Below are 22646 nucleotides of genomic sequence, written 5' to 3'. Positions count from 1 at the left end.
CGGGGTTCGGTTCCTGTCCTTGCCTGTCAATACTCCCAGAACATCCTTTGAATATCTTCGGGTTCTCTGGTTGCAGTCAATGCCAGCATTAATAAAATTCTTGCTTTCTGCGGATTCAATGAATCGGCGACAACAAACCCGGCAGTATCATCATCAACGGCTCCGTTGCGGGTAACTACGCCACTGCCGCTCCGGCTGCTGCGTACAACTACGATCCCTTTTGCAGCACTGTCAACAAGTGCTTCTTTAATTGCCGCCGCCATGCCTCCGTTGCCTAAGCCGGCGTAAATCAGGCCTTGAGCGCCGGCAGTCACTGCTGCTTTGATGAGCGCCGGATCACTGCCTACATAAGAGTAAATGACATCTACCCTTGGCAACTGGTTAAGCCCGTTAATGTCAAATTGACTGCAGAAAGTATGTATACGGGTTGGACAGCGGTAAAAGTGTGGAATTCCGCCTTGAATATACCCTAAATACCCTAAGTCCGGCGACTTGAATGTATCTTGCAGCGCGGTATTCGTTTTAGTAACATCCCGGCCACAATTAATCGTATCATTCAGGGTGACAAGAATTCCTTTGCCGGTGCTTGCCGGATGGATCGCCAGCGCGACACCGTTATACAGATTCATCGGACCATCGGCGCTAATAGCATTCGCCGGGCGCATGGCTCCTACCAGAACTACCGGCTTTTTACTTTTGACCGTAAGGTTAAGAAAATAAGCCATTTCCTCCATGGTATCTGTACCGTGAGTGACAACGACGCCATCGACAGCCGGAGATGCCAGCAGTTCCTGGATGCGTTTCGATAGCATTAGCCATAGTTCAATCGTCATATCGCAACTATCCACTTGCAGAATTTGCTCGCCGGTAATATGTGCTATATTGGTAAGCGAGGGAATCTGAGCAATCAGATTTTCTACCTGTAGAACAGCCGCCGTATAGTTGAGGGTTTCTGTCTCACAGGCGGCAGTACCTGAAATAGTTCCGCCTGTGGCTAAAATCACAATATTCTTTTTCATAAATAACTCCTCCCCGCAAACTCACCCAACCTGTAAAATGAGCGTATCATACCAAAATAAACTTAGCAACTGTTAATAAGGCTACAAACACAGAATAAAAAAATGCAGGCTTTGCGCTTTACTAAGCACAAAGCCTGCATTTTTACCCTCAGTTGAAGCGCGAAGAACACCATATTGGCAGGAGTTCTTACTCTTTGGATAAGAGACTTTCTTTCCTATACTTTATCCAACTCCGGAAAATTTTCTCTACCTCACCCCGGTCAATATTGCTACAATTCACACCACGATTTATTATAGGGATAACGGCGCGTCGGGAGGATATTATGAATGATATCATTTTGAAACTCGAACAACTGGGGTTTTCCGCTTATGAAGCAAAAGCATACTACACGCTGCTTAAAAAGCATCCGGCCAACGGCTACGAAATCAGTAAAATTGGCCGGATACCTGCGGCCAAAATCTATGATACGTTTAGCAGGCTGAAAATTAAAGGCTTTATTATTGAAAGCAGCACAGAAACAGGAAAGTACTATCCTGTTCCGCCAGACAAATTAATTAGCAGAGTCAAAACAGACTTTGCCGGCATTATCGACGGGTTGGAGCTTCAGTTACGTGAAACTGAACCAATTGTCGATATCGATTTAACTATGAACCTTGCCAGCTATGAGACTATCCTGGACAAAATGGTGACTGTCATCCAGTCAAGTCAAACATCCCTGCTGCTTTCCCTTTGGCCGGACGAGGCTGTTCTCTTAGCTGATACTGTTGCCACAGCAAAAAAGCGCGGGGTTGTTGTCATCGCCGCAGTGTTTGGGACCTGTTCCCTGGACTGTAACTACTGTATTAGCCTTGAACCCTGCGGCTTATCTTCATTTAAACGTTTAGGAAAACGCCTCACCGCCATAGTCAGCGATAACAAAGAAGTCGTCATTGGCGAAATTGACACCGAAAGTACAACCGAAGGAATTTGGACTACAACACCTGGCATTGTATTGGTAACCAAGGAATACATCAAGCACGATATTTGGGGCAGTGTTCTTATCGATGCCCTTGGTAAAGATAATTTTCAGAAACTCTGCGAACAAAATCAGTTATTAGCGTACTTAATAAAGAATCGATAGGAGGCGACAGTATGGCGGATCTTGTTATTACCGCAAAAGAAGTAAAAAGTACTTGCTCAGCCGGCATACAAACAGGCGATAAAATAGTGCTGAGGGGTGCCACCCTGTCTTTGACGGAAAGTGACCGCATTTGCGGCTTTGCCTTTGCCAATATATATCCGGCAGTTTTTGCCGTAAGATTAGGAAAAGATTTAAGGGAGCTGGGACTGGTTACCCGAACAGTGCAGTGCATTGATCCGGGCCCCCCTTACAGCGAAGGCGGTACAGTCCTTTTTGAAATCAAAGCGTTATAATAATTATGCGGTCAGTCTTACAGGCCAAAATTAAACTTTCAAATTTATCCCTGCACATTGAGCTTTTTTTCGTTGTCGCGATTTGGGCCGGTACATTTGTTTCTACCAAGCTTGTTCTAGCGGAAATTACACCGGCCCTGTCCGCATTGTACCGTTATCTAATAGCTTCGATAATTTTAATTATTATCGACTTTCGCAATCAGGAACGCATTAACCGTGAAGATTACCCTCTATTCCTGTTTTTATCAGCTACAGGCGTAACGCTGTATTATCTGCTGCAGCACTACGGAATGCAATACACAAATGCGACTAACGCCGCCATTTTGATAAGCCTATCACCTGTTTTCATCGGCATCTTCTCCTGGCTGTTGTTTAATGAAAAATTTAAATGTATTAATTGGCTGGGGCTTACTTTAGCATTTGGCGGCTGCTGTCTCTTGATTACCGACGGCAATATGTCGCGAAATCTGCTTGATAATCGTTCATGGGGTAATCTCTTCATTCTAATGACGGCGATTTCCTGGGCCCTCTACAGTGTCTATGGCAAAAAGCTTCTTAAAACCTATTCATCAATTACAATAATAAAATATACTACTCTTCTTGGCACCATAATGCTTATTCCTTTTTCACTGGGCGAAATTACATTAAGCTCAAGGTTTGCACTATCGTGGCTTGGGTTTGTCAATCTCCTGTATCTTGGCGGGCTGGCCTCCGTTTATGGCTACCTCGCCTGGTACAAGGGACTGGAGAGACTTCCGGCCATCACCGTAGGCAGTTATCTCTATTTCAGACCGCTATTGACCGGCATCCTGGCCGCAGCCATCCTGCATGAAAATATCAGTTCTACTGTGATACTGGGCGGAATGCTGATATTAGCAGGAGCATACCTGACAACCAAATAAAACCCGGTATATAAAGAGAGAAACCTGGCGCATGCGGCCTGATTTCTCTCTTTAATGCTTATAGTAAACTCCTGAGAGGCTAACTCACTCTATTATCTCCAGGTTTCCATCGACCATCACCATCTCAGGACGGGCAGTCAGCAGCAGAGGCTCATCACTCCACACAACCAAATCGGCATCCATACCAGGCGCCAGACTGCCAATACGATTATGCAGGCCCAGAATTTTAGCTGCATCACAGGTAATCATTTTTAGAGCCTGATTGGCCGGAAGACCATAGCGGATTGCAAGGCCGGCGTATACGGCCAGGAAGCAGCTTGGAGTCACCGGATGATCACTCATCATGGCAAATGCAACCCCCTGGCAAAATAACAAAGCCGGCGACTCCATCGTCTTATCCCTAAGTTCCGGCTTGGACCGGGTAGATAGTGTAGGGCCAACAATTACCGGAATTTCTTCGGCGGCTAACACATCGGCAACAAGATATGCTTCTGTGCCATGTTCTATAATAATATCCACGTCAAATTCACGGGCAATCCGTACGGCAGTAATAATATCATCGGCTCTGTGCGCGTGCGCCCGCAGAGGCATCTCCTTGCGAAGAACTCTGGCTACTGCTTCCAGTCCGGGGTTATAAGGAAAATCCTTTTCACCTTGCTTTGCCATGTAATGGTGCGCTTTCCACAATGTTTCCCTTATCAGCGCGGCAGTAGCCATACGTGTGACAGGCATTTTTTTATGTTCTATTCCATAACTGCGCTTAGGATTTTCACCAAAAGCAATTTTTAGTCCGGCATACCTTTCTACCAGCATTTGTTCCACCGTCGGCTTAGGCGCTGTTTTTATAATTACACATTGGCCGCCGATTGGATTGGCGCTGCCGGGAGCTATCATAACGGTAGTGACACCCCCGCGGTAGGCTTCCATAAGACCGATATCAGCCGGATTAATGGCGTCAAGGGTATGCATACCCGGCGTGACAGGTTCGCTGCGTTCGTTGACATCCCGGCCTTCCCAGCCCAGACCTTCATTCTCCACACCCAAATGTGTGTGCGCATCAATAAGTCCGGGAGTTACTATCCTGCCGGTTATATCTATAACCCGGCAACCGGGCGGAATATCAATATTTTTGCCGACATCCCGTATTTTCCCTCCCCGCACTAAAACAGTGCCGCGCTCCAGACTTTTGCCGCACATGGTTATGATTTTGCCGCCTGTTAATGCAATCATGTCAATACCTCCTGCCTAGAGACTACAATATGATATATTCTATTTTGTATCTGGTTATAAACTGACAAACATCTGACTTTTTCTGGCTCTTCTATGATATAATGTAATTTAACACAAATTCTTGTTAATTGAATTATATGCCAGGAGGAACATCCATGCCAGCAGTTATTATTCGCAAAGTTAAACCGGAAGATTTAGATAGAGTCGCGGAAATAGAATCAATCTGTTTTCCGGCGGCTGAAGCGGCCTCACGGAACTCATTCCAGGCAAGAATTGCCGCATTCCCTGATTACTTTCTTGTAGCCGAAGACAAAACTAACGCAAAACTGATCGGCTTTATCAATGGCTGCGTTACAAATAGCCCTGTAATCTATGACGAGCTTTTTTATGATACCAGCCACCACATACCGGATGGACAAAATCTAACCGTATTTGGACTGGATGTAATTTCCGAATATCGCCGCCAGGGTGTTGCCGCACAGTTAATGAAACATTTTATTCAGCTTGGCAAAAAATCCAACCGCAAAAATGTGCTGCTCACCTGTAAAGAAGAATTGGTGCACTACTATGAGTCATTTGGCTATGTAAACCAAGGCCGCTCCCAATCAAATCACGGTGGTGCCATTTGGTATGATATGATACTGGCCCTGTAAATCTATTCTGCCGGCTTGCCACTTCCAGCTTTTCATTTAGACGCATACGTTAAGCGACCATTTCCTGCAAAAAACCACGGCAACTTGACTATTGCCGTGGTTTTTTGCTGTTGCTGCCGGCCCACTTCACAGTTAAGTCGCCGAAAATCTAGATTTATAAGTCATATTCAGCATCTTCCAATAGCTTCCTTATTGTCATTACAGAGACTCCTCTGTTTTTCTCTGTAATGGAATGACTGTCCCGCGGATTGGCGCCTACCTCAGCATATAACTGATTGACTCCGCCAAGCAGCGTTAGCGGGGTAACTTCATGAGTATTCATGGCGCGTGACGGAACAGTCACCATTCTGGTCACAGCCGCTATTTTAGCCAATTCCAGTGCGGTTATTTGCCCCTTATGCTTCAACGGGGTTCCCGGCACAGGAATTCTTCGCATCACCGCCATAACTTTGACATCGTATTCCCGCGCCCGCAACATTTCATCAATGAGCTCCTGGTAACTATGCTCAGGTCCAATCGGTTCGACACAGTAATATAAATCAAGATCAACGGCGCGAATAGCTTCCAGCGTTTTTATTCTTGTTTCCGGCTCAATATCCGTATCAATTCCTTCCCGCAGACGGTGAATGTGATAGACACCGGTAAACCCGGCCTGTTTTAATTTCAAGGCAACAGTTTCATCAAAGTCACCAATATTGGCAACAAATTTTACTTTTTCCGGCAGTTGTCTACGGACTTTTTCCCCGATATCTAAAAAATTTTCAATAGAATAATCAGCCGTTGTCATTAAAAAAAGATCATCAATACCTGTTTGAATAAGACTGTCAACTTCCGCTGATATAGCCTTATAATCTTTTTGCCAGGTACTTTCCATGGCGTAATGATTTTCCCCCATGGAACAGAATTTACAGTTTTTCGAACAAGGCTCGGCATTAATGCCTATTTGGGCAAAGATATAGGCCCGGTTTTGAAACTCACGACGCGTCAATTGATTCGCGACAGATAGAAGTTTATGAAAATCAGCCGATATGTTTTCGATATGCAATAAAGCCAATGCCTCTTCGCCGGTAAGCGGCTGTCCGGCCAAAGCAGCAGCCAGTATTTTTTCAATCGTCATTTTTCCCCTCCATATACTCATTTTCAAAAAACCCCGTTATCCATAAAGCGGGTTGGTGAAAACATGCTTGTCCCCAGCCATTTTGAGAGCTACAGCCAATACAAGCTGCTTCGTATTAACTGTCACTTTCTATAGGCAAATCCCCGCGTTGACTCCATACGCTCCAGGACCCGGCATAGTTTTTTACATTTTTATAGCCGAGAAGCTCGTTCAGCACATAGGCGGTGTGAGCGGCCCGTACTCCCGCCTGGCAATAGGTAATGATTACCTTATCCCGGGTAATGCCTTTCTCAGCGAATATTTTTTGCAATGCATCAGTATTTTTCAGAGTTTTATCCGGATTTAACACGTCTCCCCAGTATAACCAGACAGCACCGGGAATCCGCCCTTTTCTCGCTGCGCCCGGAGCCTGCACATCCCCGGTGAATTCGCCCCATTCCCTGACATCCAGAATAATTACATTGGGGTCATGCTCGTTTACGGCATGCCAGACTTCTTCCGTCGTTGCCAATTTTGCGGTGTCTATCCTTTTAACCTGAAAATTACCGGTGGGCACTTGCGAAACTTCATCGGTCAAGCTATAGCCGGCAACTCGCCAGGCTTCCAGGCCTCCGTCCAAAATTTTTACGTTTTGGTATCCAAACATGTCAAGCAGCCACCAGAAATGAGCCACATAGGCAGGACCATGCTTATCCGCATCGGCATAAAGCACAATTGTATCCTGATTATTAATTCCCAGCTTGCTTAGCAAAGCGGCAAGATGCTCCGGCGAAGGCACAAGCCCGTTTGTGTCCTGGTAGTCGCTCCACCATGTATTCACGGCCCCGGGAAGATGTTCTGCCCGGTAATGTTCCGGCGGCCTTACATCAATCAGTTTTACGGTTCCGCTCTTTAACATGGCACTTACATTTTCAGGCGTAACGAGTGACTGAACCCCTTGCTGTACGGGAATCCCGCCGGCGGCATTAGCCATGCTGCCAGGAAATAGCGGCCCTACTGCAAGGTTCATTATAAGCATGCCCAGCAAACTAAACATAACCATTTTTGTATCTATATTTTTGCGTTTTAACATCTATGCTTTAACCTCCTGTAACTGGCTGGACATAGCCTGGAACCGCTGTCCTCGGCCGTTGACCGGCCAACCAGACCAAAAGAGTGTCAGGCTCGTCCCCACTGCCACTGACCCTGCCAGAAAAGTCCGGCAGGTCATTTTAAGTCCTGTTTTATCTTGACTAGCTCATACACTCACTGCTCCTCCTGCTTACATTCTGCTATGTATAACCTACCTGCCGCCAAATAACCGTGACGGACCTTCGACTATTTCCCAACCGGCTTGCTCAAATGCCTGGCGCCTGCTGTCCACCGTGCCGCCAATTACGGTATTGGCCTTGGTATCCCGTGGATTAGAACCGGACTCAGCCCAGGAAAGGTTTACGCCGGCCATGGCAAAGTGGGAGGAATCACCGCCGGCATGACCGGGAATGTCATACCCCATAGCCAGTTTAACCGCGGCGGTTATGGGCGCCTGCTGCGCTTCGGTGAAGGCCCCGTGAACCTCAAGGGGTGAACCTGGGATGTTAATGCGGCGGCCCGATCCGGCATGTACCGGTTTCATAGCTTTCGCCAGCATAGTTTTTTCAACAATTTCTGCTATCGAGTGTTCCGGACCGACCGGCTCAACACAGGTTCCCACCAGGAGACCGGCTTTTTGGGCGGCGGCGACGGTTTTCAGTCTTACTTTCGGATCAATCCCGGTTACAACACCTTCACCCATCCGGATAACATGATAAATACCGGCAAAGCCTGCAGTTTTTAAAGCACTGGCTCCGGCTTCGTCAAAGTCATCCACATTGGCAACCATAGGAGTGTCCGGCTTTAAGGCTGCCCGTACGTCCCGGGCAATCTCCAGGTAATCTGCCATTTTATAGTTGGCCGTAACCATCAGGTATATGGCATTGGCACCGTCGGCTTCGAAACGCAGAGCTTTTTCGATGATCTCGGCCCGGCTGAAAACCTGCTCTTTGGGGAACACCTTATTGATGGGCGCAAAAGAACAGAAATGGCAGTTCTTCGAGCAAGGCCCAACGTTTATTCCTACCTGGGCGTGTACTTCAGCTTTACCTTTTGCCGCAGCAGCACTAAGCTTACGTGCGGCCCATTGAATCAAATAGGCTTCTTCTGATAAATAGTGGACGGAAAGCAACTTTTGGAGTTCAGGCGCAGTGATCTCACCACCCTCTACCGCTTTGCTAATGATTTGGGAGATTTGTTTATCCATGTTATATCTACCTCCAGGCATATTTATAAGTGCACGTTACGCCCTATGCTGTGTGGCTGTTTTTTTCTTGGGCAACGCAAACTTAAATTCAGTCTCTTTTTTTTCGTAATGCTCGCGCTTTCTCCCCCATTGTTACTTTAAACCAGATATCATTCACTCTGCGGCCTGAAAATGCCGGTCCAAACTCAACAAATATTGCGTCATCATGATCGTATATTTCTTGCAGCGAAGGTTCCAATACCCGGAGCTTAAGCTGTCCGTAAGAATACCTTGTGTGCTCCAAAGACAAAAGCTCCATCAATTCAGAAATGCTGTACTCGGTCACGCCTGTCGCTTGCGAGGAAGTAATGATTTCAAAAATGGTGCGAGTGTATTTCCCTCGGTATGGGAAATGATTGTGTTTAATTACAAGTCCTTCAGGCTGAAACACGGCAGCTGCCAATTTTTCAGCATCGATAACGGGGTTAATCCGTCTCAGAAAGATTGCCACCTTCATCACCTCAAATCCAGTATATAACAAAAAAATATCGATTGCAATTCAAAATAGATTTGCAATCGAATAAGTAAAAAAAAGAGCAAAACCTCATATTATAGTTTTGCATGTGTTTTAGACCTATTACCATTATATAGAAAAACAAAGGCGATTGCAAGTTGATAATTATACGCAATCAATAAATATCTAAAATATTGGCTACTTCAGATTTGTTTTTCCAGACCAGTAAAAAATTTTTTCAGGTTTGAAGGCATAACATAAGGCTGCTCACCGACAGGCTCCGGTTTAGTGTAAACCGCTTCCAATATTTTGTTCACCAGCATTTCTTTCGGCGGTACTTCGTATTCGTTGCCTTCGTAGATCCATACGCGGCAGTCTACCGTGCTGTCACAGCATAAATCACCGCATTCGCCGCAGAGAGATTCTTTGAATTCAATGTCAAGATCACGTCCGTTCACACGAATTGTCGGCGAGGTCATGAACTTATAGCGCTGAGCAATTGCTCGGTTTGCAACATGAATCTTGGTGAGCTTCACTTCATATCCTGCGGATTCAAGCAGTGACTCAATTTCCGCAAGAGTATTTCCAAGTACATCGTCCGTATCCACGCAGCGCTTGCAATCATCAAGGTCTAAATAAAGGTAATCAATCTTCAGTGGTTTCTTTGTCACAGAAGTCTTCTCCGCACTGCAGCATAATGCTGAGTTTGCTGTTTCAAATCCGCAGCAGCAGGCAGCTTCCGCTGTACTTTGCAAAGTGCCGCAACATGATGATGCTATCTTATCCGGCACTGAAGAATTAGTATAGCAATTACAGGAATTCCCCCCATTTTTCCAGTCCGCATAATGGTATGTAGGCGGTGACAGAACGACATCTGCATGGCCAAGAGAACGGAGTCGTTCGGCTGTTCTATGGCACACGCTGAACGGTATATCTTGTTTAAGAATATGACCCTTGCCGTCATCATAGAATTTGTCGTTTCCTGTGTAGGTTGCCGTTTCACCTATATAACAGCAAAGTCCGTCTTCCGGCAATGGTATTTTGAAAGCAGCGATTTCAACGGTATCAAAAATGACGTCTTCCTCAATTCCGTAACGCACTTTGCCAAAAACATGATACGGACGGCGCGCACGGACCTGAATTTCACCAAAACCGGCATTGGCAAATAAATCGATATAATCTTCCCGTAACATACCGCCAGTTAAATTCTCTTTTCGTAGAAATTCATCGTTCAGATTGCCGGGTATTGGAGAATTTGTTATCGTACCGGCTAGATAGAGACGGCCCCCCAGCTTGATGACGCGATTAATTTCTGTTAACGCTTGTTTTAAATCATTTGCTTCAACTTTATTGTCCATGCAATTGAATACCGCAATATCTATACATTCGGACGGCAATGGCAGCTCAAGAATATCGCCATGAACGATTTTTATGTAATCGAATTGGAACCACTGATTTTCTTCTGCAGCAAGTTTAAGATTCGCATTCATCTCGGTGATTCTTTCCAGCACATTGTCAACTACAATAACCGAAGCTTTGCGACGCGTAAAATAGGAATATTGCAGCGCTGCTATTCCCGTGCCGGCACCAATACACACAACTGTTTCTTCCGCCTTTATCTCACTGCAGTACGGATTTATGCTGAATTCATACTTCATGCCGTTCATTTTCGCCGGAATCGCCATCCCCGGCAAAAAAAATGATCGCCCGATAGTTTTTTGATAATCACTCATCGTTGATCCTCCAAAATTTGGTTTTTTTAGTTAGAAGAACTTGCAATTCCGTTGTCGCTTGTAAAATGATCCCTCCTGATTGCTTTAAGCATTATAACGAAAATTCATGATAAATTTCATTGCGTAAACGAATAAATTCCGGATCGGTGTAGTCTTTAGCCATACTGGGCGGCACAGTAATATCCCGTTTGATTGTACCGGGGCGCGATGTCATAACAATGACGCGCGAGCCGAGAAAAATTGCTTCGTCGATATCGTGCGTGACCATAATCATTGTTATTTTATCCTTTTCCCAAATCTGCAGAATTTCTTTTTGCATATTTTTCCGCGTCAATGCGTCAAGCGCACCTAATGGTTCATCCAAAAGAAGAATTCTGGGGTTGCTGACAAGAGCCCGCGCTATCGCAACCCGCTGGGCCATGCCCCCGGAAAGCTGGTGCGGAAAAAAATTTTCCGTTCCAGGCAAATCGACCAGTTCGAGATATTTTGCAACCAGTTCTTTTTTTTCACTCTTTGGAAGGTGGTTGACTGCCAGATAGATATTTTGTTCGACGGTCAGCCAGGGCAACAGGCGATGTTCTTGAAAAACAACACCAACGCCGCGGCTCGGTCCATTCAATTTGTGTCCGTTAATGCTGAGCGCACCTTCATATTCCCGCTCCAACCCGCATATGAGGCGCAGCAACGTACTCTTTCCACAACCGCTCGCGCCTACAATGCTGACAATTTCATCTTTGGCAATCGTCAAATTAATGTCTTTCAAGGCATCAATTCGATTGTTTTTTACATAAAATGTTTTGCTGACATTTTCAATACGCACATATTCTTGATCGCTCATGCGTTTCCTCCATGAGTTCAGCAGCCATTATGGACACCGGTATACGCTTTTCGCCAGTTAATGATTCGTTCTTCTATATAACGCAAAGCGTAATCCATCGTTTTGCCGACAATACCGATAGAGATCATGCCTGCCATGACTCTCGCTGTCTGACTCAGCGTACTCGCATCCTGCAAAAAATAGCCGATGCCAACCACTCCGGCAGCCAATTCCGCACCGATAATACACATCCAGGAGGCGCCCATACTGATACGCATACCACTGATCATATACGGATACGCATTAGGGATGACGATGCGCCGGATAAAAGTTCCGTGCGATAATTGCAAGACGGTTGCAAGTTCAACGTACTTTTTATCCAACTGGCGTACGCCGTTCGATACGGTAATGAAAATCGGATAAAACGACCCCAATGAAATGATAAACAACTTTGATGCCTCATCGATGCCAAACCAGAGAAGCGAGATTGGCACAAATGCCAACTTGGGAATAGGGAATAGCAACATAAAGAACTTGCCGAAGGTTTTTTCCATATTACGATACAATCCGCAGCCAAAACCAAAAAGGAGGCCAAACGCCCCACCAATACAAAACCCAGCAATGACACGCAGAAAACTCGTCCCTATATGCTTGACAAATTCACCATTGAGAATTATTTTCCACAAGGCAAGTAGAACATCTGTAAATCGTGGCAGAATAACCGGTTTAAGTGTCCCGCTTAATGCAACACTTTGCCAGACGATAATGATCATAAGCGGCATAGCCGCACGGAGCAGCCATCGTTCTATTCGTGATAATCTCATGAGATCACACTCCCTTCCTAGTTAAAATGGCAGCAACCGTCCTAAAACTTCATGCCCAGCTTGTTCATTTACCGTCCCTGCACCAAGGCACCAGTTGATCTTCAAGCAAGCCTAAAACAACATAAATACTATTGCCAATAATTCCAATAATGACCATCGCTGCCAGTACCATATCCGTATGAGCCATTGCCCGGGCCTGAGTCATAAAAAAACCGATTCCGGCAACGGCGGTCGTCAGTTCTGCGCTGATAATACAGGTCCAGGCAACACCAAGCCCGATTTTAAGCCCTGACATAATATACGGCAGGGAATGAGGAATGACAATACGGTAAACAAAAGCGGCTCGCGACAACATCAAAACCTCAACCAATTCCACGTATTTTACATCAAGCTGCCTGACACCGCTCCACACATTAATGAGAATGGGATAAAATGCCCCCAAGAAAATAATAAACAACTTCGATTTCTCATCAATGCCAAACCATAATAGCGACAACGGTATCCATGCCAGCGTCGGTATCGGGCGCAACAGCAGAAAAACGCTGCCCAACAATTCATCGAGAATAGGGAAAATGCCAATAAGAAGCCCCAGTGTAATGCCTGCACATGCGCCTAACGCATAGCCCATTAAAACGCGGCGCAGGCTCATACCGACATGCAACCACAAATCGTCGCCAGCAGCCATCGCATAAATCTGATAAAAAACATCCCAGGGAGTCGGCAGTAAGATCAGATTCATTTTACCGTTCATTGTAAAAAAAGCCCAGATGAAAATAACTGCAAGCGGCACGCTGACAAACATCAGGCTGTTTCTAAGCATTGCCACAAATCTCATAGTCCCTTCTCCTCACCATTCAATCGTAAAATAAGTATAAGGAGCTTTGCCATCTGATTCCAAATAGCCAGAACCGGATTGGATGGCAGGTGCTGTTTTTTGTTTTCTTTTTCTCAATGATTATTTTTTTGTAAAATTAGTAATTACAAACTCTGTATTATCCACCTTGTTTGGAATTACGCCGATATCATACATCTCTTTCGCAGTGTTGGCCATAAATTCAACGTCCGACGGACGAAGTTCGGTAATCATAGTGTATTTGCTAAGAATTTGTTCCGCCAATTCCGGTTTTAATTTTTTCACGTATTTGAGAACGATCTGCGCACTTTCTTTCGGGTGTGCATTCATATAATCATCAGCTCTTTGACAGGCAGTAAGGACTGCTTGGACAGCTTCCGGACGGTTTTTAACGGTTTCACTGGTTGCAACCCACATGCTGGCTCCGGGACCATAACCGATGATTTTTCCGTCACCGCTCTCAGCTACACGGGTAAGAATTGGGTCGGAAACACAAACCCCCGCAACATCACCGCGCAAAAGCGCCGTAACACCATCTTCGTCCGTCATGTGAATAAACTGAACATCATCAAGCTTCATGCCTGCTTCTCTGATTAGGTCAATAAAAACAAGGTGATGAGAGCTTGATTTTGTAGCGGCAACTCGCTGGCCTTTGAGGTCAGCTATGCTTCTGGCCGGATTATCCGCTCTGACAAGAAGACCGCGGCCTTCCGTATTTGTAGTAACATTTGCCACAATATGATAGTCAACACCGTTTGCATTGCCAACAATCGCCGCAAATTCACCCATTATTCCCATGTCAAGATTACCGGAAATGAAAGCGTCTTTTACAACAGAACCGATGCTGAATGATTCAAGCTTATAAGTGTAGTTGACTTTTTTGAGTTCTTCATCAAGATAACCAAGATCTTTCGCCACCCAGAATGGTGCATAGCTGGTAGATGGAACGGCACCAAGACGAATTACCTTCGGCGCTTCCGCCGCTGCCTTAGTTTCCTCTTTTTTGGCACTGCCGCAGCCTGCGTTAACAAACATAGCTGCCGCAAACATGATTGAGAGTAAAACTGCTGTAAATTTTTTCATTTTCTTCCCGCCTTTGTTTATATTTAATAGCCGAGTTTCATGGATTTTTCCCGCTTACTTGCCACTTGCTTTTGTATTCCGCGGATTAGACCCGGAGCAGTCAAAAAAGAAATGCAACTGAGTCTGATAAAAGCTTGCCACCTTCATTATTAAACCCAGTATATAACAAAAAAACCTCGATTGCAAGTTTGTATTAACTTGCAATCGAAAGAGAAATATTTTAATATAAGAATAGACCCTTATATTTACAGGAATTAAAATTCATTTAGCATGAAGTATACGGTAACGGTCAAGTAAAGGAAAATGGAGGACGTATATGAAAACATTTTGTGAAAACGTCAAGGAAAGCGACGAGAAACTGGTCAGGAACAAACTTGATAGTGTCCAAATAAACGTTGGGTATGTTTGCAATTTAACCTGTAGGCACTGTCATGTACAAGCAGGACCTAACCGCACAGAGCAAATGAGTTCCGAAACAATGAAAGCCTGCCTCAATTTTATCAAAGAGGCAAACGCAGCTACGGTTGATATTACCGGTGGCTCACCGGAAATGAATCCGCAGCTTCCCATGCTGATAGAAGAATTAAGTAATATCAATACGGTAAAACGCATTTTAGTCAGAACCAATATGACACTTCTGGGCTTAGATACATATAAACATTTACTTGATTTATTTAAAGCCAACAAAATTGAACTTGTTGGCTCATTGCCTTGCTATGGTGAAGAAAATGTCACGGCGCAGCGGGGCGCTGGCGTTTTTAACAAAAATATTGAAGTATTAAAGTTATTAAACAGTATTGGCTACGGGAAAGAAAAAACCGGCCTGATTCTTGATCTGGTATATAATCCGGGTGGCGCATTCTTACCCGGGCCGCAGGCAGAATTGCAGGCAGCTTATAAAGAGCAGCTTAAGAATAATTATGGTATTGGCTTCAATCATCTTTTTACCATCACTAACGCCCCCTGCGGCCATTTTAAGGAAGATTTGAAAAATAGCAGTCAATTGGATGCTTATCAACAATTGTTAGTCGATAATTATAATAAAGACAATCTCAAAAAGGTCATGTGTGTATCACAAGTCAATATTGGCTGGGATGGCGCTGTTTATGACTGCGATTTCAATCAAATACTGGGGCTGCGTATCCATGCGCCAAAAACAATTGCTGATTTCACACCGGAAGAGTTATTGTGTGAAATCATAGCAGATGATCACTGCTACTGTTGTACTGCCGGGGCCGGCAGCAGCTGCCAGGGCAGTTTGGAGTGAGTATTATCCGCGGTCTTGAATAAAAACCTGTGAAACCACACGAGTAGCGTGTGGTTTCTATTTTGCCAAACAAGTGGTGAGTTACTTATCCCCCTTGTTTACAAAACGTAGGTTAAGCGCCAGCGGCGTAACATGAATCTCAGCCTGCCTGCTGTTAATCAAGGGCTACGCCAAGCTCATCCAACATAAGCTTCTTGTACTGAAAAAAAACATCGTCATTTCTGCGGCGCGGCTTGGGGATATCAATCTCAATGATTCTTTGTATTTGTCCGGGATTTACTGACATAATGACAACACGATCACCGAGATAAATTGCTTCGTCGATGTCGTGTGTAACAAAAAGAAGTGTCATTTTCTGTTCGTTCCAAATATGCAGGATCTCATCCTGCATATTCATGCGGGTCAAGGCATCAAGGGCGCCTAACGGCTCATCCAAAAGCAGCGCTTTGGGATGATTTACAAGAGCACGGGCAAGTGCTACACGTTGTGCCATCCCACCGGATAGTTGACGGGGAAAAGCATTTTTGAACTTGGTCAAGCCCACAAGTTCGATGTATGCATCAACATCAGCCTTATGTTCTTTGAGAGTACCGCGTGCTTCCAATCCGGTTGCGACATTGTGCCATACATCCTTCCACGGAAACAGCGTTGGATTTTGAAAAGCAAAACCGCGTGTAAAATGAGGTCCGGTGATAGATTCGCCATCAATGCAGAGCTCGCCATTACTTGGGTTATCGAGTCCGGAAACCAGCCGCAAAAGTGTGGATTTCCCACAGCCGCTGGGACCGATGATCGTAATGAATTCACCGGCTTTGATTTCCAGATTGATATTATGTAGCGCCTTCACTTCCGTACTTTTTGCATCCATGAAATTTTTTGAAACATTACGGATGGAAATTTTCCCCGCCAAGCTGGCAGCCTTTTTTTCTTCTACCACTTTACAGTTCCTTTCTGCCAGATAAGAATCCGCTCACGCACTTTAAAAAGAAGCGATGTACAGCCTGAGCACATAAGCGCGCTGATGCCAAGTGCCGCATAGAGCTTGTAATATTCGGCCCAGCCTTGCGCCCAGTTGATATACCAGCCAAGTCCCGCCTTGACGCCAAGCATTTCGGCGGCAATGAGTGTGGCAAAAGCGCCGCCGAGGCCCATAAACATTCCGACAAATATGGTTGGAGCCGCGCAGGGCAGCGCAATTTGCAATAACTGATACCGCTCATCCGCCCCCAGTGTACGGGCAATTTCAAAATAGGACTTGCTGATATTGCATACACCGGAACAGGTCATGACAGTAACGGGAAACCAGACCGCCAGGGCAATAAGGAACACACTGCCGGAAAAGCTGGTCGGAAATGCTACCAGAACAACAGGAATCCAGGCGGTAGCCGGAATCGGCCCGATAATACGGACGACCGGATTCATCCAATAGCCGAATTTTCGGTACCAGCCCATCATTAAACCGCTGGGAACGCCGAGCAGCATACCGATAAGGTAACCAAGAATAAGAAGACGCAGGGAATAGGCAACGCTTTTTAAGAGAATCGCCCAGTCCGTGACATACGCTTCCAAGATCTTGGGAGGAGACGGGAAAAACGGTAATGGCAGCAAGGCTTTTTTCAAGGTAATGATTTCATAGCTCAGTGTTAAAAGAATGGCGGCCGTAATAAATAAAGAGTAATAGGAAAGCTTCTCACACCATTTCTGCTTAATGGTTGAGCCGAGAGCCCAAGCGGCGAAAAAAGCCGTAAGAAAAGAAATAAGCAGCGTATAGTAGCCGGTATTAACCAGTTGCTTGTTAGGCATTTCCGCATGGATCCCCAGGGTGATAAGTAATGCTAAAACCGGCGCCCATAACGTGAATTGTTTTTTAAAGGTTTGCTTAGTTTCCGCGGCAAAGAGGCGTACCGCAAACGAAGGACTTGCCGCAAGCTGTTTTTTTAGAGTCTGCATAATAATTACTCCAAATTCTTACTGAATTTTTATAAGTAACTCCGGCATAAACAAGGAATTACGCCATTAAACTCTATTGAAGAATTTTATAGGATTTTTTAATGAGTTCTTCCGGATTTGTAGAGGCGTCAAATATACCAACGTCTTTGAAAACCTTGACATGCCAGTTCCAGTCCTTTAAGCCACGTGCCGGGTCGGAAAACCACTGGTAGGCCTTGATGAGCTGCACATTGAGTGCAGGCGTGCCACCGGTGTATTTTTTTTCAACCATCATCCTGGCAACTTCATCCGGTTGTGTTTTGCATAATTCACCGCCCGCCTGGAAAAACGCCTGGATGTTTTTCGCAGCTTCCGGTTCTTCCCTGACCACTTTGCCGGTAACCCCCACGAAGCAGCAGGTATAATCCTTATAGGGAGACATGGTGGTATTGCTCCAGATAATTTTTGCTTTTCCTTCGTTTACAGGAATCTGCGGAAAGGGGTCCCAGGTACCAAAGCAGTCGATTTCACCTTTATCCATGGCGGTTTGAAGTTGCGGCGGAGGATAAACTTTCCATTCCACTTCTGTTTTCGGGTCGATGCCATGCTGTTTGAGTTCATTGCTGATGTAGGCCATAAAGGGGCCGCCCATGGCGTCCACACCCACTCTTTTTCCTTTGAGATCGGCGGCGCTGTTAATGGGGGAATTAATCGGTGCGGAAGCTTGAATACAGCCGGTATGAGCCGTATTAATTAATACAAGATCCATTCCCTGTTCAATCCCTTTGAAGCTGCCAGGGGATGAAAGTACCGCATCCACCTTGCCGGTAGAAAGCATTTCCGCCGTATTTTTAGATGCCATAAGTACGAGTTCCACTTTGATGCCCAGTTTTTCGGCGACCTTGTTTTCGTAAGCGGCAAAAATGGGGGCTTCACAGGTTCCGCCCCAGTAACCGATTCTATAAATCCGTTCTGTTTTTGTTTTGCTGTTGTCTTGTTCTGTGGCTGTCTTTTTGTCACTGCCGCAGCCAGTCGTGACCAGGGCTGCCGTTATCAAAATAGTCAGTAAAAAAGTAATCCATTTTCTATTCATTTGGAGGCCTCCTTTTTTTTAGCGGATCTGATGTAAGATACCACCCGCAAGATTATATTCACACTCCGTCTTGGCGGCAAGAGAGCGGTCATGCGTGACAATCACAACTGCAGCGCCGTTTTCTCCTGCTTTAAAGAGGGAGGATGTGACAATTTGAGATACTTCAGAATCGAGGTCATTGGTCGGCTCATCGGCCAGCAGGATTGCCGGTTTCATAATAAGCGCCCGGGCAAGGGCTACACGGCGCATTTGCCCAATACTAAGCTGTTCCGGCTTATAGTCAAGATGCTTGCTCATTCCTAGAGAGTCCAGCAGGGCGGCGGCTTTTTCCCGCATATTGCTTATGCCGCTAAACGCAGTACAGACAAGCGTATTTTCAAGAGCAGTCAGCGATCCCACAAGGCGAGGTGTTTGAAACAGATAACCAAAACGGGCAGCGCGAATTTTTGATAGTTCAGCAATACCGGTACCGGCAACGTCTTTTTCATCAATTAAGATGCTCCCGGAAGCAGGTTTTTGTAATAACCCCATGATGGATAGCAATGTAGTTTTCCCTTCGCCGGAATTGCCGGTGATCACCGTGGTGGTCCCTGCCGCGGCAACAAAATTAATCCCGCGCAAGATGCTGATTTTGCCAAATGATTTATGAATGGCCTTGAGCTCAATCCCTGTTTTTTTCATCAATCATACTCTCCCTTTATCATTACAGTGCTTGGATCCAGCCTTGCCGCCTGCCACGCCGGAAACACAGAAGCAGCGGTTGTAATACATACGCCAATAGCAAAAGTGATACCAGCGTTTAGGAAAAACTCATAACCGGAAAGGGAGAGCAGTGGATAGGAACGCAGCGCGGCAAGAAAGTCGCACGAACCGCGGTACAACAGCATACCGGCAAGCAAGCCGAGAATACCGCCGGTCGCGGCAATAGACATAGCTTCGCCGACAATTAGCATGTAGATTTTAGACCGGGATGCGCCAAGCGCCAGGTAAATGCCATATTCACTATGTCGATGCCGCATGGAAAGATAAAAATTGGCAAATACCTGAAAGACAATTGCGCCAATGATGCTGAGGCACAGTGTACCGATGATTCGAATGAGAAGCTGCAATTGGCTCTGCATACTTTTTTTGGCATCTACGGCCAGAATGGGTTTTATGCTTCCAATTTTGGCAAGATATTGATTAATGAAATTTATATCCGCGCTTTCATCCAAGCGAAGGAGAATAACCGATATCAGATTTTCCGGCTGTCCGGCCTTAGCCCAAATATAGCGGAGCGAATCGTTGTTTTTTGCCAGTTGGCGGGCCGTATTGATATTCATATAAATAGAGTAGTCTATTGATGTACCGGTTTCTCCGGCCACAGCTGCAACGTCGAATATTTTTCCGAGAATTTTGATCTGCGGTTCCCCTGCATAATCATTTTTGGCCCCGAGAATCACGCTGTTGTCCGGCAGCTTACCGTTATAGGCTTCCGGTAGCCACGGGTTAATATAAATGTCGCTTGCAGGTTCAATCCCGATAACGCGGGTGGGGATGTCAATACTGCAGCAGTCTGCGCCGGACAGTGTCTGCACGAAAAACTGAGGCGATACTGAACGGAAGCCGGGAATATCTTTAATTTCATCTAACTTGGACTGGTTCATATAAACATTTACAGGTGCGCCGCCGTAAAGGAGGGTTCCGCCTTCGACTTCCGCGGTATTGGGCACAATGACAATATCGGCGCCCATACGTTCAACCGCCTCGTGCATACCGGCATCCACACTTTTATAAAGCGCAGCTACCGCAAAGGCAACGGCAACGCCAAGAGCAATCAGGATAATAAGAATACTGTTTTGCAGTTTTCTATGCAGAAGGTTGCAGCCAATCATGTGCCATAAAGTCATTTAGCTTCATCCTCGTCAATTGCTTGGGAAATACGAAAGCTTTGGTAAAAAAAATATATGCCTAATACAACCAAGGGAATAGCCCCCACCAGGGTATACAGATACGTCTTATGACATGCCATATTTTCTTTGACGCACATGCCGACTGCCCACGACTGAGGAAATGCTGCGGCAATTACTCCACAGATGCAAAGAACCAGACCCAAGGCCTTTTTTACCTGTGGATTCGCTGTAAAAATAAGATAGCTGCTGACAATGAGCGCCATAAGGGCATTGAATGGTTCAGACCGCCATGTATACCAGCAAGCCATATGCCCCATACCGTGAACTTGTGAAACACAGATTGGAAAAAAGAAGGGTACGAGCAAAAGCCATAACGACAGTAAGAAACATATACCCGGTATTAGTCTTTTGGATTGCAATTTTACTCCCCCAATTCCACAAATGCCCGCTTCTATCAGTTGATAAAAAACATAGCCGTTTAACAATTGCACTCTATAACTAACTTGCAATTGTCAAGGTTAAAAAAAAGACCAAAACTGCCAATTATACCTTTTCGGTGGCCCGGCGGCGCAAACGCGACCAATCCCGGTTGTCAATAATATCAGCCAGTGTTTGCAGCAGCCGGTCCTTATCTTCCGGCAGCCAGCCCTCCAGGGAAATACAGTTGGAAGGATGTATGGAGGTAAAACCACAGTGCTCAAGTTCCAACCCTTGCAATAAAAGCCGCATTTCTGCCAGTATCGCGGGATCATCCGGCACTATAAAGCCACCGGCCTGCACTTGTTTATAAATTGGCGTCCCGGCCTGAACAAGGATGGTTAGTAAGCCCAGATAATCCGGTTGTATCTCATTACAAATGCGGGCGGTGTGTTTAGCATGGTCCACAGACTTGTCCGGTTTCCCGGCCAAGCCCAGGATGGCTGTGACAAACAAGTGTATGTCCGCTTGTTTCAGCAGGCGCCCGGCCTGAACCATTTGCGCATAGCTGACGCCTTTACGGATGGCATAGAGGATTTGTTCATCGCCGCTTTCCACCCCCAGGTGAGCCTCGGTCAACCCGTGCTGCTGCAAGTCTCTGAGCTCGGCCGGAGACTTATTGAGAACACTGCCGGCACTGGCATAAGTGCCGACATAGGACAACCCCGGAAAACTGGCATACAGATAATCCAATATTGTTAACAAATCTTTAGCCGGCATGCTAATCGCATCGCCATCGGCCAAAAAGACCTTTTTCACATCGCCGTAAGCTGCTTTCGCCAGATTAATATCGGTTAAGATCTCCGGCAGGGCCCGGACCCGGTACTGCTTGTTTTTATACATATAGCAAAAGGTACACTGATTATGACTGCAACCAATTGTGCACTGCAGTACATAGTCGTCTCCGGCAATATGGGGACTATAAATATCGCCTTCATAACGCATAATTTGCCCCCCCTCCCCCGGAAAAACACCGGTTACAACGATGTTTTCCTTTCTATGACAATAGCCAATAAAAGATTTTCAGACTAGCCTTGCTATTTTGCGGCCGCTGCATTCGGGAAATTCCATAAGTACTTAAGTACTTCCTGCACAATACCGTCAATATCATTGATGTCACAGCAAGGTACGCCAATATCCCAGACAACATCACTGGCAATAGCCAGTAATTCACCGGCCTCACATAACAAGTCTTTATGCGCCGCCGAGCGGAATACCTCTATTTTGGGCTTACCGCTCCGTTTAAAGCCTTCTGTGAGTATTAAATCAACCGGCGCAAGCATGGCAATCACCTCATCAAGCTGTTTCTCTTCGACCACTTTTTCAATGATCGCTACTTTGGCCGGTGAGGAGATGGCAACAATATCTGCCCCGGCCTGTGCCAGCCGCCAGGTATCTTTGCCTGGCTTATCGATATCAAACTGATGGGCGTCATGTTTTATAACTGCCAGCCGAATCCCGTGATCTCTCAGTCTTTGTATTACTTTTTCCAACAGGGTTGTTTTGCCTGACCCCGATTTCGCAACAAATGAGATTACCGGTGTAGTCTGATTGTTCATATTCTAACCCCTT

At 45.8% G+C, this 22646-nt stretch carries 24 protein-coding genes; 5 read left to right on the top strand and 19 right to left on the bottom strand.

Annotated elements, in window-relative coordinates:
• Nucleotides 1-26: 26 nt before the first annotated feature.
• Nucleotides 27-1019: an asparaginase gene (locus SATMO3_RS08425; RefSeq protein WP_371380012.1), complete on the bottom strand. Its 993-nt coding sequence runs from the start codon at nucleotides 1017-1019 to the stop codon at nucleotides 27-29.
• 323 nt (nucleotides 1020-1342) lie between these two features.
• On the opposite strand from SATMO3_RS08425, the gene SATMO3_RS08420 reads away from it, so the two are divergent.
• Genes SATMO3_RS08420 through SATMO3_RS08410 form a run of 3 tightly spaced genes read left to right on the top strand, consistent with a single transcriptional unit; the run spans nucleotide 1343 to nucleotide 3335 of the window.
• Nucleotides 1343-2140, top strand: coding sequence for a TrmB family transcriptional regulator (locus SATMO3_RS08420; protein WP_371380010.1), 798 nt, complete (start codon nucleotides 1343-1345; stop codon nucleotides 2138-2140).
• 11 nt (nucleotides 2141-2151) lie between these two features.
• A complete protein-coding gene (locus SATMO3_RS08415) occupies nucleotides 2152-2433 on the top strand; it encodes a TIGR04076 family protein (protein ID WP_371380009.1) in 282 nt (93 codons plus the stop codon).
• Between the two features lie 5 nt (nucleotides 2434-2438).
• Complete coding sequence (locus tag SATMO3_RS08410; RefSeq protein ID WP_371380008.1) at nucleotides 2439-3335, top strand: DMT family transporter; 897 nt, start codon at nucleotides 2439-2441, stop codon at nucleotides 3333-3335.
• An 84-nt stretch (nucleotides 3336-3419) separates the two neighbouring features.
• Here the strand turns inward: SATMO3_RS08410 and SATMO3_RS08405 are convergent, their stop codons facing one another.
• Nucleotides 3420-4565 carry an amidohydrolase gene (locus tag SATMO3_RS08405; RefSeq protein ID WP_371380007.1) on the bottom strand — a complete coding sequence of 382 codons (1146 nt, stop codon included), beginning with the start codon at nucleotides 4563-4565 and terminating at the stop codon, nucleotides 3420-3422.
• 155 nt (nucleotides 4566-4720) lie between these two features.
• Here SATMO3_RS08405 and SATMO3_RS08400 point away from each other — a divergent pair, with 155 nt between their 5' ends.
• Nucleotides 4721-5218, top strand: a complete 498-nt coding sequence (locus SATMO3_RS08400; RefSeq protein WP_371380005.1) for a GNAT family N-acetyltransferase — start codon at nucleotides 4721-4723, stop codon at nucleotides 5216-5218.
• 154 nt (nucleotides 5219-5372) lie between these two features.
• On the opposite strand, the gene SATMO3_RS08395 is transcribed toward SATMO3_RS08400, so the two are convergent.
• From SATMO3_RS08395 to SATMO3_RS08355, 9 genes are all read right to left on the bottom strand, one after another.
• Complete coding sequence (locus SATMO3_RS08395) at nucleotides 5373-6335, bottom strand: hypothetical protein (RefSeq protein ID WP_371380003.1); 963 nt, start codon at nucleotides 6333-6335, stop codon at nucleotides 5373-5375.
• Nucleotides 6336-6450: 115 nt separating this feature from the next.
• Nucleotides 6451-7407: a sulfurtransferase gene (locus tag SATMO3_RS08390; protein ID WP_371380002.1), complete on the bottom strand. Its 957-nt coding sequence runs from the start codon at nucleotides 7405-7407 to the stop codon at nucleotides 6451-6453.
• A gap of 210 nt (nucleotides 7408-7617) precedes the next feature.
• Nucleotides 7618-8613 carry a radical SAM protein gene (locus SATMO3_RS08385; RefSeq protein ID WP_371380000.1) on the bottom strand — a complete coding sequence of 332 codons (996 nt, stop codon included), beginning with the start codon at nucleotides 8611-8613 and terminating at the stop codon, nucleotides 7618-7620.
• A gap of 88 nt (nucleotides 8614-8701) precedes the next feature.
• On the bottom strand, nucleotides 8702-9103 hold the full coding sequence (locus SATMO3_RS08380) for a replication initiation protein (RefSeq protein WP_371379998.1): 402 nt from the start codon (nucleotides 9101-9103) through the stop codon (nucleotides 8702-8704).
• Nucleotides 9104-9309: 206 nt separating this feature from the next.
• Complete coding sequence (locus tag SATMO3_RS08375) at nucleotides 9310-10839, bottom strand: DUF2703 domain-containing protein (protein ID WP_371379997.1); 1530 nt, start codon at nucleotides 10837-10839, stop codon at nucleotides 9310-9312.
• 91 nt (nucleotides 10840-10930) lie between these two features.
• Nucleotides 10931-11677: an ABC transporter ATP-binding protein gene (locus SATMO3_RS08370; RefSeq protein WP_371379995.1), complete on the bottom strand. Its 747-nt coding sequence runs from the start codon at nucleotides 11675-11677 to the stop codon at nucleotides 10931-10933.
• A gap of 17 nt (nucleotides 11678-11694) precedes the next feature.
• The gene (locus SATMO3_RS08365; RefSeq protein WP_371379993.1) at nucleotides 11695-12480 is read right to left on the bottom strand and encodes an ABC transporter permease; all 786 of its coding nucleotides are present in this window, start codon (nucleotides 12478-12480) and stop codon (nucleotides 11695-11697) included.
• 64 nt (nucleotides 12481-12544) lie between these two features.
• Nucleotides 12545-13315: an ABC transporter permease gene (locus SATMO3_RS08360; RefSeq protein WP_371379992.1), complete on the bottom strand. Its 771-nt coding sequence runs from the start codon at nucleotides 13313-13315 to the stop codon at nucleotides 12545-12547.
• Nucleotides 13316-13435: 120 nt separating this feature from the next.
• Nucleotides 13436-14416, bottom strand: a complete 981-nt coding sequence (locus SATMO3_RS08355; RefSeq protein WP_371379990.1) for an ABC transporter substrate-binding protein — start codon at nucleotides 14414-14416, stop codon at nucleotides 13436-13438.
• Between the two features lie 316 nt (nucleotides 14417-14732).
• Here SATMO3_RS08355 and arsS point away from each other — a divergent pair, with 316 nt between their 5' ends.
• Entirely contained in the window at nucleotides 14733-15683 is a 951-nt protein-coding gene (arsS, locus tag SATMO3_RS08350; protein ID WP_371379988.1) for an arsenosugar biosynthesis radical SAM (seleno)protein ArsS, read from the top strand.
• 154 nt (nucleotides 15684-15837) lie between these two features.
• Here the strand turns inward: arsS and SATMO3_RS08345 are convergent, their stop codons facing one another.
• The 8 genes from SATMO3_RS08345 to mobB all read right to left on the bottom strand — a co-directional run bounded on the left by SATMO3_RS08345 (nucleotide 15838) and on the right by mobB (nucleotide 22633).
• Entirely contained in the window at nucleotides 15838-16620 is a 783-nt protein-coding gene (locus SATMO3_RS08345; RefSeq protein ID WP_371379987.1) for an ABC transporter ATP-binding protein, read from the bottom strand.
• On the bottom strand, nucleotides 16614-17633 hold the full coding sequence (locus SATMO3_RS08340; protein WP_371379985.1) for an ABC transporter permease: 1020 nt from the start codon (nucleotides 17631-17633) through the stop codon (nucleotides 16614-16616). Before SATMO3_RS08340 ends, SATMO3_RS08345 begins: the two co-directional genes overlap by 7 nt.
• 73 nt (nucleotides 17634-17706) lie before the next feature.
• Nucleotides 17707-18705, bottom strand: a complete 999-nt coding sequence (locus SATMO3_RS08335) for an ABC transporter substrate-binding protein (protein WP_371379983.1) — start codon at nucleotides 18703-18705, stop codon at nucleotides 17707-17709.
• 18 nt (nucleotides 18706-18723) lie between these two features.
• The gene (locus SATMO3_RS08330; protein ID WP_371379981.1) at nucleotides 18724-19386 is read right to left on the bottom strand and encodes an ABC transporter ATP-binding protein; all 663 of its coding nucleotides are present in this window, start codon (nucleotides 19384-19386) and stop codon (nucleotides 18724-18726) included.
• On the bottom strand, nucleotides 19386-20594 hold the full coding sequence (locus tag SATMO3_RS08325; protein WP_371379980.1) for an FtsX-like permease family protein: 1209 nt from the start codon (nucleotides 20592-20594) through the stop codon (nucleotides 19386-19388). Before SATMO3_RS08325 ends, SATMO3_RS08330 begins: the two co-directional genes overlap by 1 nt.
• Nucleotides 20591-21016: a DUF4418 family protein gene (locus tag SATMO3_RS08320; protein ID WP_371379978.1), complete on the bottom strand. Its 426-nt coding sequence runs from the start codon at nucleotides 21014-21016 to the stop codon at nucleotides 20591-20593. The genes SATMO3_RS08325 and SATMO3_RS08320 overlap by 4 nt, the downstream gene beginning before the upstream one ends.
• Nucleotides 21017-21140: 124 nt before the next feature.
• Nucleotides 21141-22019 (bottom strand): radical SAM protein, encoded by an 879-nt coding sequence (locus SATMO3_RS08315; RefSeq protein ID WP_371379976.1) that lies wholly within the window; start codon nucleotides 22017-22019, stop codon nucleotides 21141-21143.
• A 92-nt stretch (nucleotides 22020-22111) separates the two neighbouring features.
• Nucleotides 22112-22633: a molybdopterin-guanine dinucleotide biosynthesis protein B gene (gene mobB, locus SATMO3_RS08310; RefSeq protein WP_371379974.1), complete on the bottom strand. Its 522-nt coding sequence runs from the start codon at nucleotides 22631-22633 to the stop codon at nucleotides 22112-22114.
• Nucleotides 22634-22646: the final 13 nt, after the last annotated feature.

Origin of the sequence: Sporomusa aerivorans, assembly GCF_041428895.1 — a bacterium.
GTDB classification, from domain to species: domain Bacteria; phylum Bacillota; class Negativicutes; order Sporomusales; family Sporomusaceae; genus Sporomusa; species Sporomusa aerivorans.
The sequence above is the reverse complement of the archived record's forward strand: the minus strand, read 5'-3'. Positions and strand labels throughout refer to the sequence as shown.

Excerpts from the sequence above, each read along its gene's own strand:
- SATMO3_RS08425 (WP_371380012.1), bottom strand. The coding sequence starts at position 1,019 with ATGAAAAAGAATATTGTGATTTTAGCCACAGGCGGAACTATTTCAGGT.
- SATMO3_RS08420 (WP_371380010.1), top strand. The coding sequence starts at position 1,343 with ATGAATGATATCATTTTGAAACTCGAACAACTGGGGTTTTCCGCTTAT.
- SATMO3_RS08415 (WP_371380009.1), top strand. The coding sequence starts at position 2,152 with ATGGCGGATCTTGTTATTACCGCAAAAGAAGTAAAAAGTACTTGCTCA.
- SATMO3_RS08410 (WP_371380008.1), top strand. The coding sequence starts at position 2,439 with ATGCGGTCAGTCTTACAGGCCAAAATTAAACTTTCAAATTTATCCCTG.
- SATMO3_RS08405 (WP_371380007.1), bottom strand. The coding sequence starts at position 4,565 with ATGATTGCATTAACAGGCGGCAAAATCATAACCATGTGCGGCAAAAGT.
- SATMO3_RS08400 (WP_371380005.1), top strand. The coding sequence starts at position 4,721 with ATGCCAGCAGTTATTATTCGCAAAGTTAAACCGGAAGATTTAGATAGA.
- SATMO3_RS08395 (WP_371380003.1), bottom strand. The coding sequence starts at position 6,335 with ATGACGATTGAAAAAATACTGGCTGCTGCTTTGGCCGGACAGCCGCTT.
- SATMO3_RS08390 (WP_371380002.1), bottom strand. The coding sequence starts at position 7,407 with ATGTTAAAACGCAAAAATATAGATACAAAAATGGTTATGTTTAGTTTG.
- SATMO3_RS08385 (WP_371380000.1), bottom strand. The coding sequence starts at position 8,613 with ATGGATAAACAAATCTCCCAAATCATTAGCAAAGCGGTAGAGGGTGGT.
- SATMO3_RS08375 (WP_371379997.1), bottom strand. The coding sequence starts at position 10,839 with ATGAGTGATTATCAAAAAACTATCGGGCGATCATTTTTTTTGCCGGGG.
- SATMO3_RS08370 (WP_371379995.1), bottom strand. The coding sequence starts at position 11,677 with ATGAGCGATCAAGAATATGTGCGTATTGAAAATGTCAGCAAAACATTT.
- SATMO3_RS08365 (WP_371379993.1), bottom strand. The coding sequence starts at position 12,480 with ATGAGATTATCACGAATAGAACGATGGCTGCTCCGTGCGGCTATGCCG.
- SATMO3_RS08360 (WP_371379992.1), bottom strand. The coding sequence starts at position 13,315 with ATGAGATTTGTGGCAATGCTTAGAAACAGCCTGATGTTTGTCAGCGTG.
- SATMO3_RS08355 (WP_371379990.1), bottom strand. The coding sequence starts at position 14,416 with ATGAAAAAATTTACAGCAGTTTTACTCTCAATCATGTTTGCGGCAGCT.
- arsS (WP_371379988.1), top strand. The coding sequence starts at position 14,733 with ATGAAAACATTTTGTGAAAACGTCAAGGAAAGCGACGAGAAACTGGTC.
- SATMO3_RS08340 (WP_371379985.1), bottom strand. The coding sequence starts at position 17,633 with ATGCAGACTCTAAAAAAACAGCTTGCGGCAAGTCCTTCGTTTGCGGTA.
- SATMO3_RS08335 (WP_371379983.1), bottom strand. The coding sequence starts at position 18,705 with ATGAATAGAAAATGGATTACTTTTTTACTGACTATTTTGATAACGGCA.
- SATMO3_RS08330 (WP_371379981.1), bottom strand. The coding sequence starts at position 19,386 with ATGAAAAAAACAGGGATTGAGCTCAAGGCCATTCATAAATCATTTGGC.
- SATMO3_RS08325 (WP_371379980.1), bottom strand. The coding sequence starts at position 20,594 with ATGACTTTATGGCACATGATTGGCTGCAACCTTCTGCATAGAAAACTG.
- SATMO3_RS08315 (WP_371379976.1), bottom strand. The coding sequence starts at position 22,019 with ATGCGTTATGAAGGCGATATTTATAGTCCCCATATTGCCGGAGACGAC.
- mobB (WP_371379974.1), bottom strand. The coding sequence starts at position 22,633 with ATGAACAATCAGACTACACCGGTAATCTCATTTGTTGCGAAATCGGGG.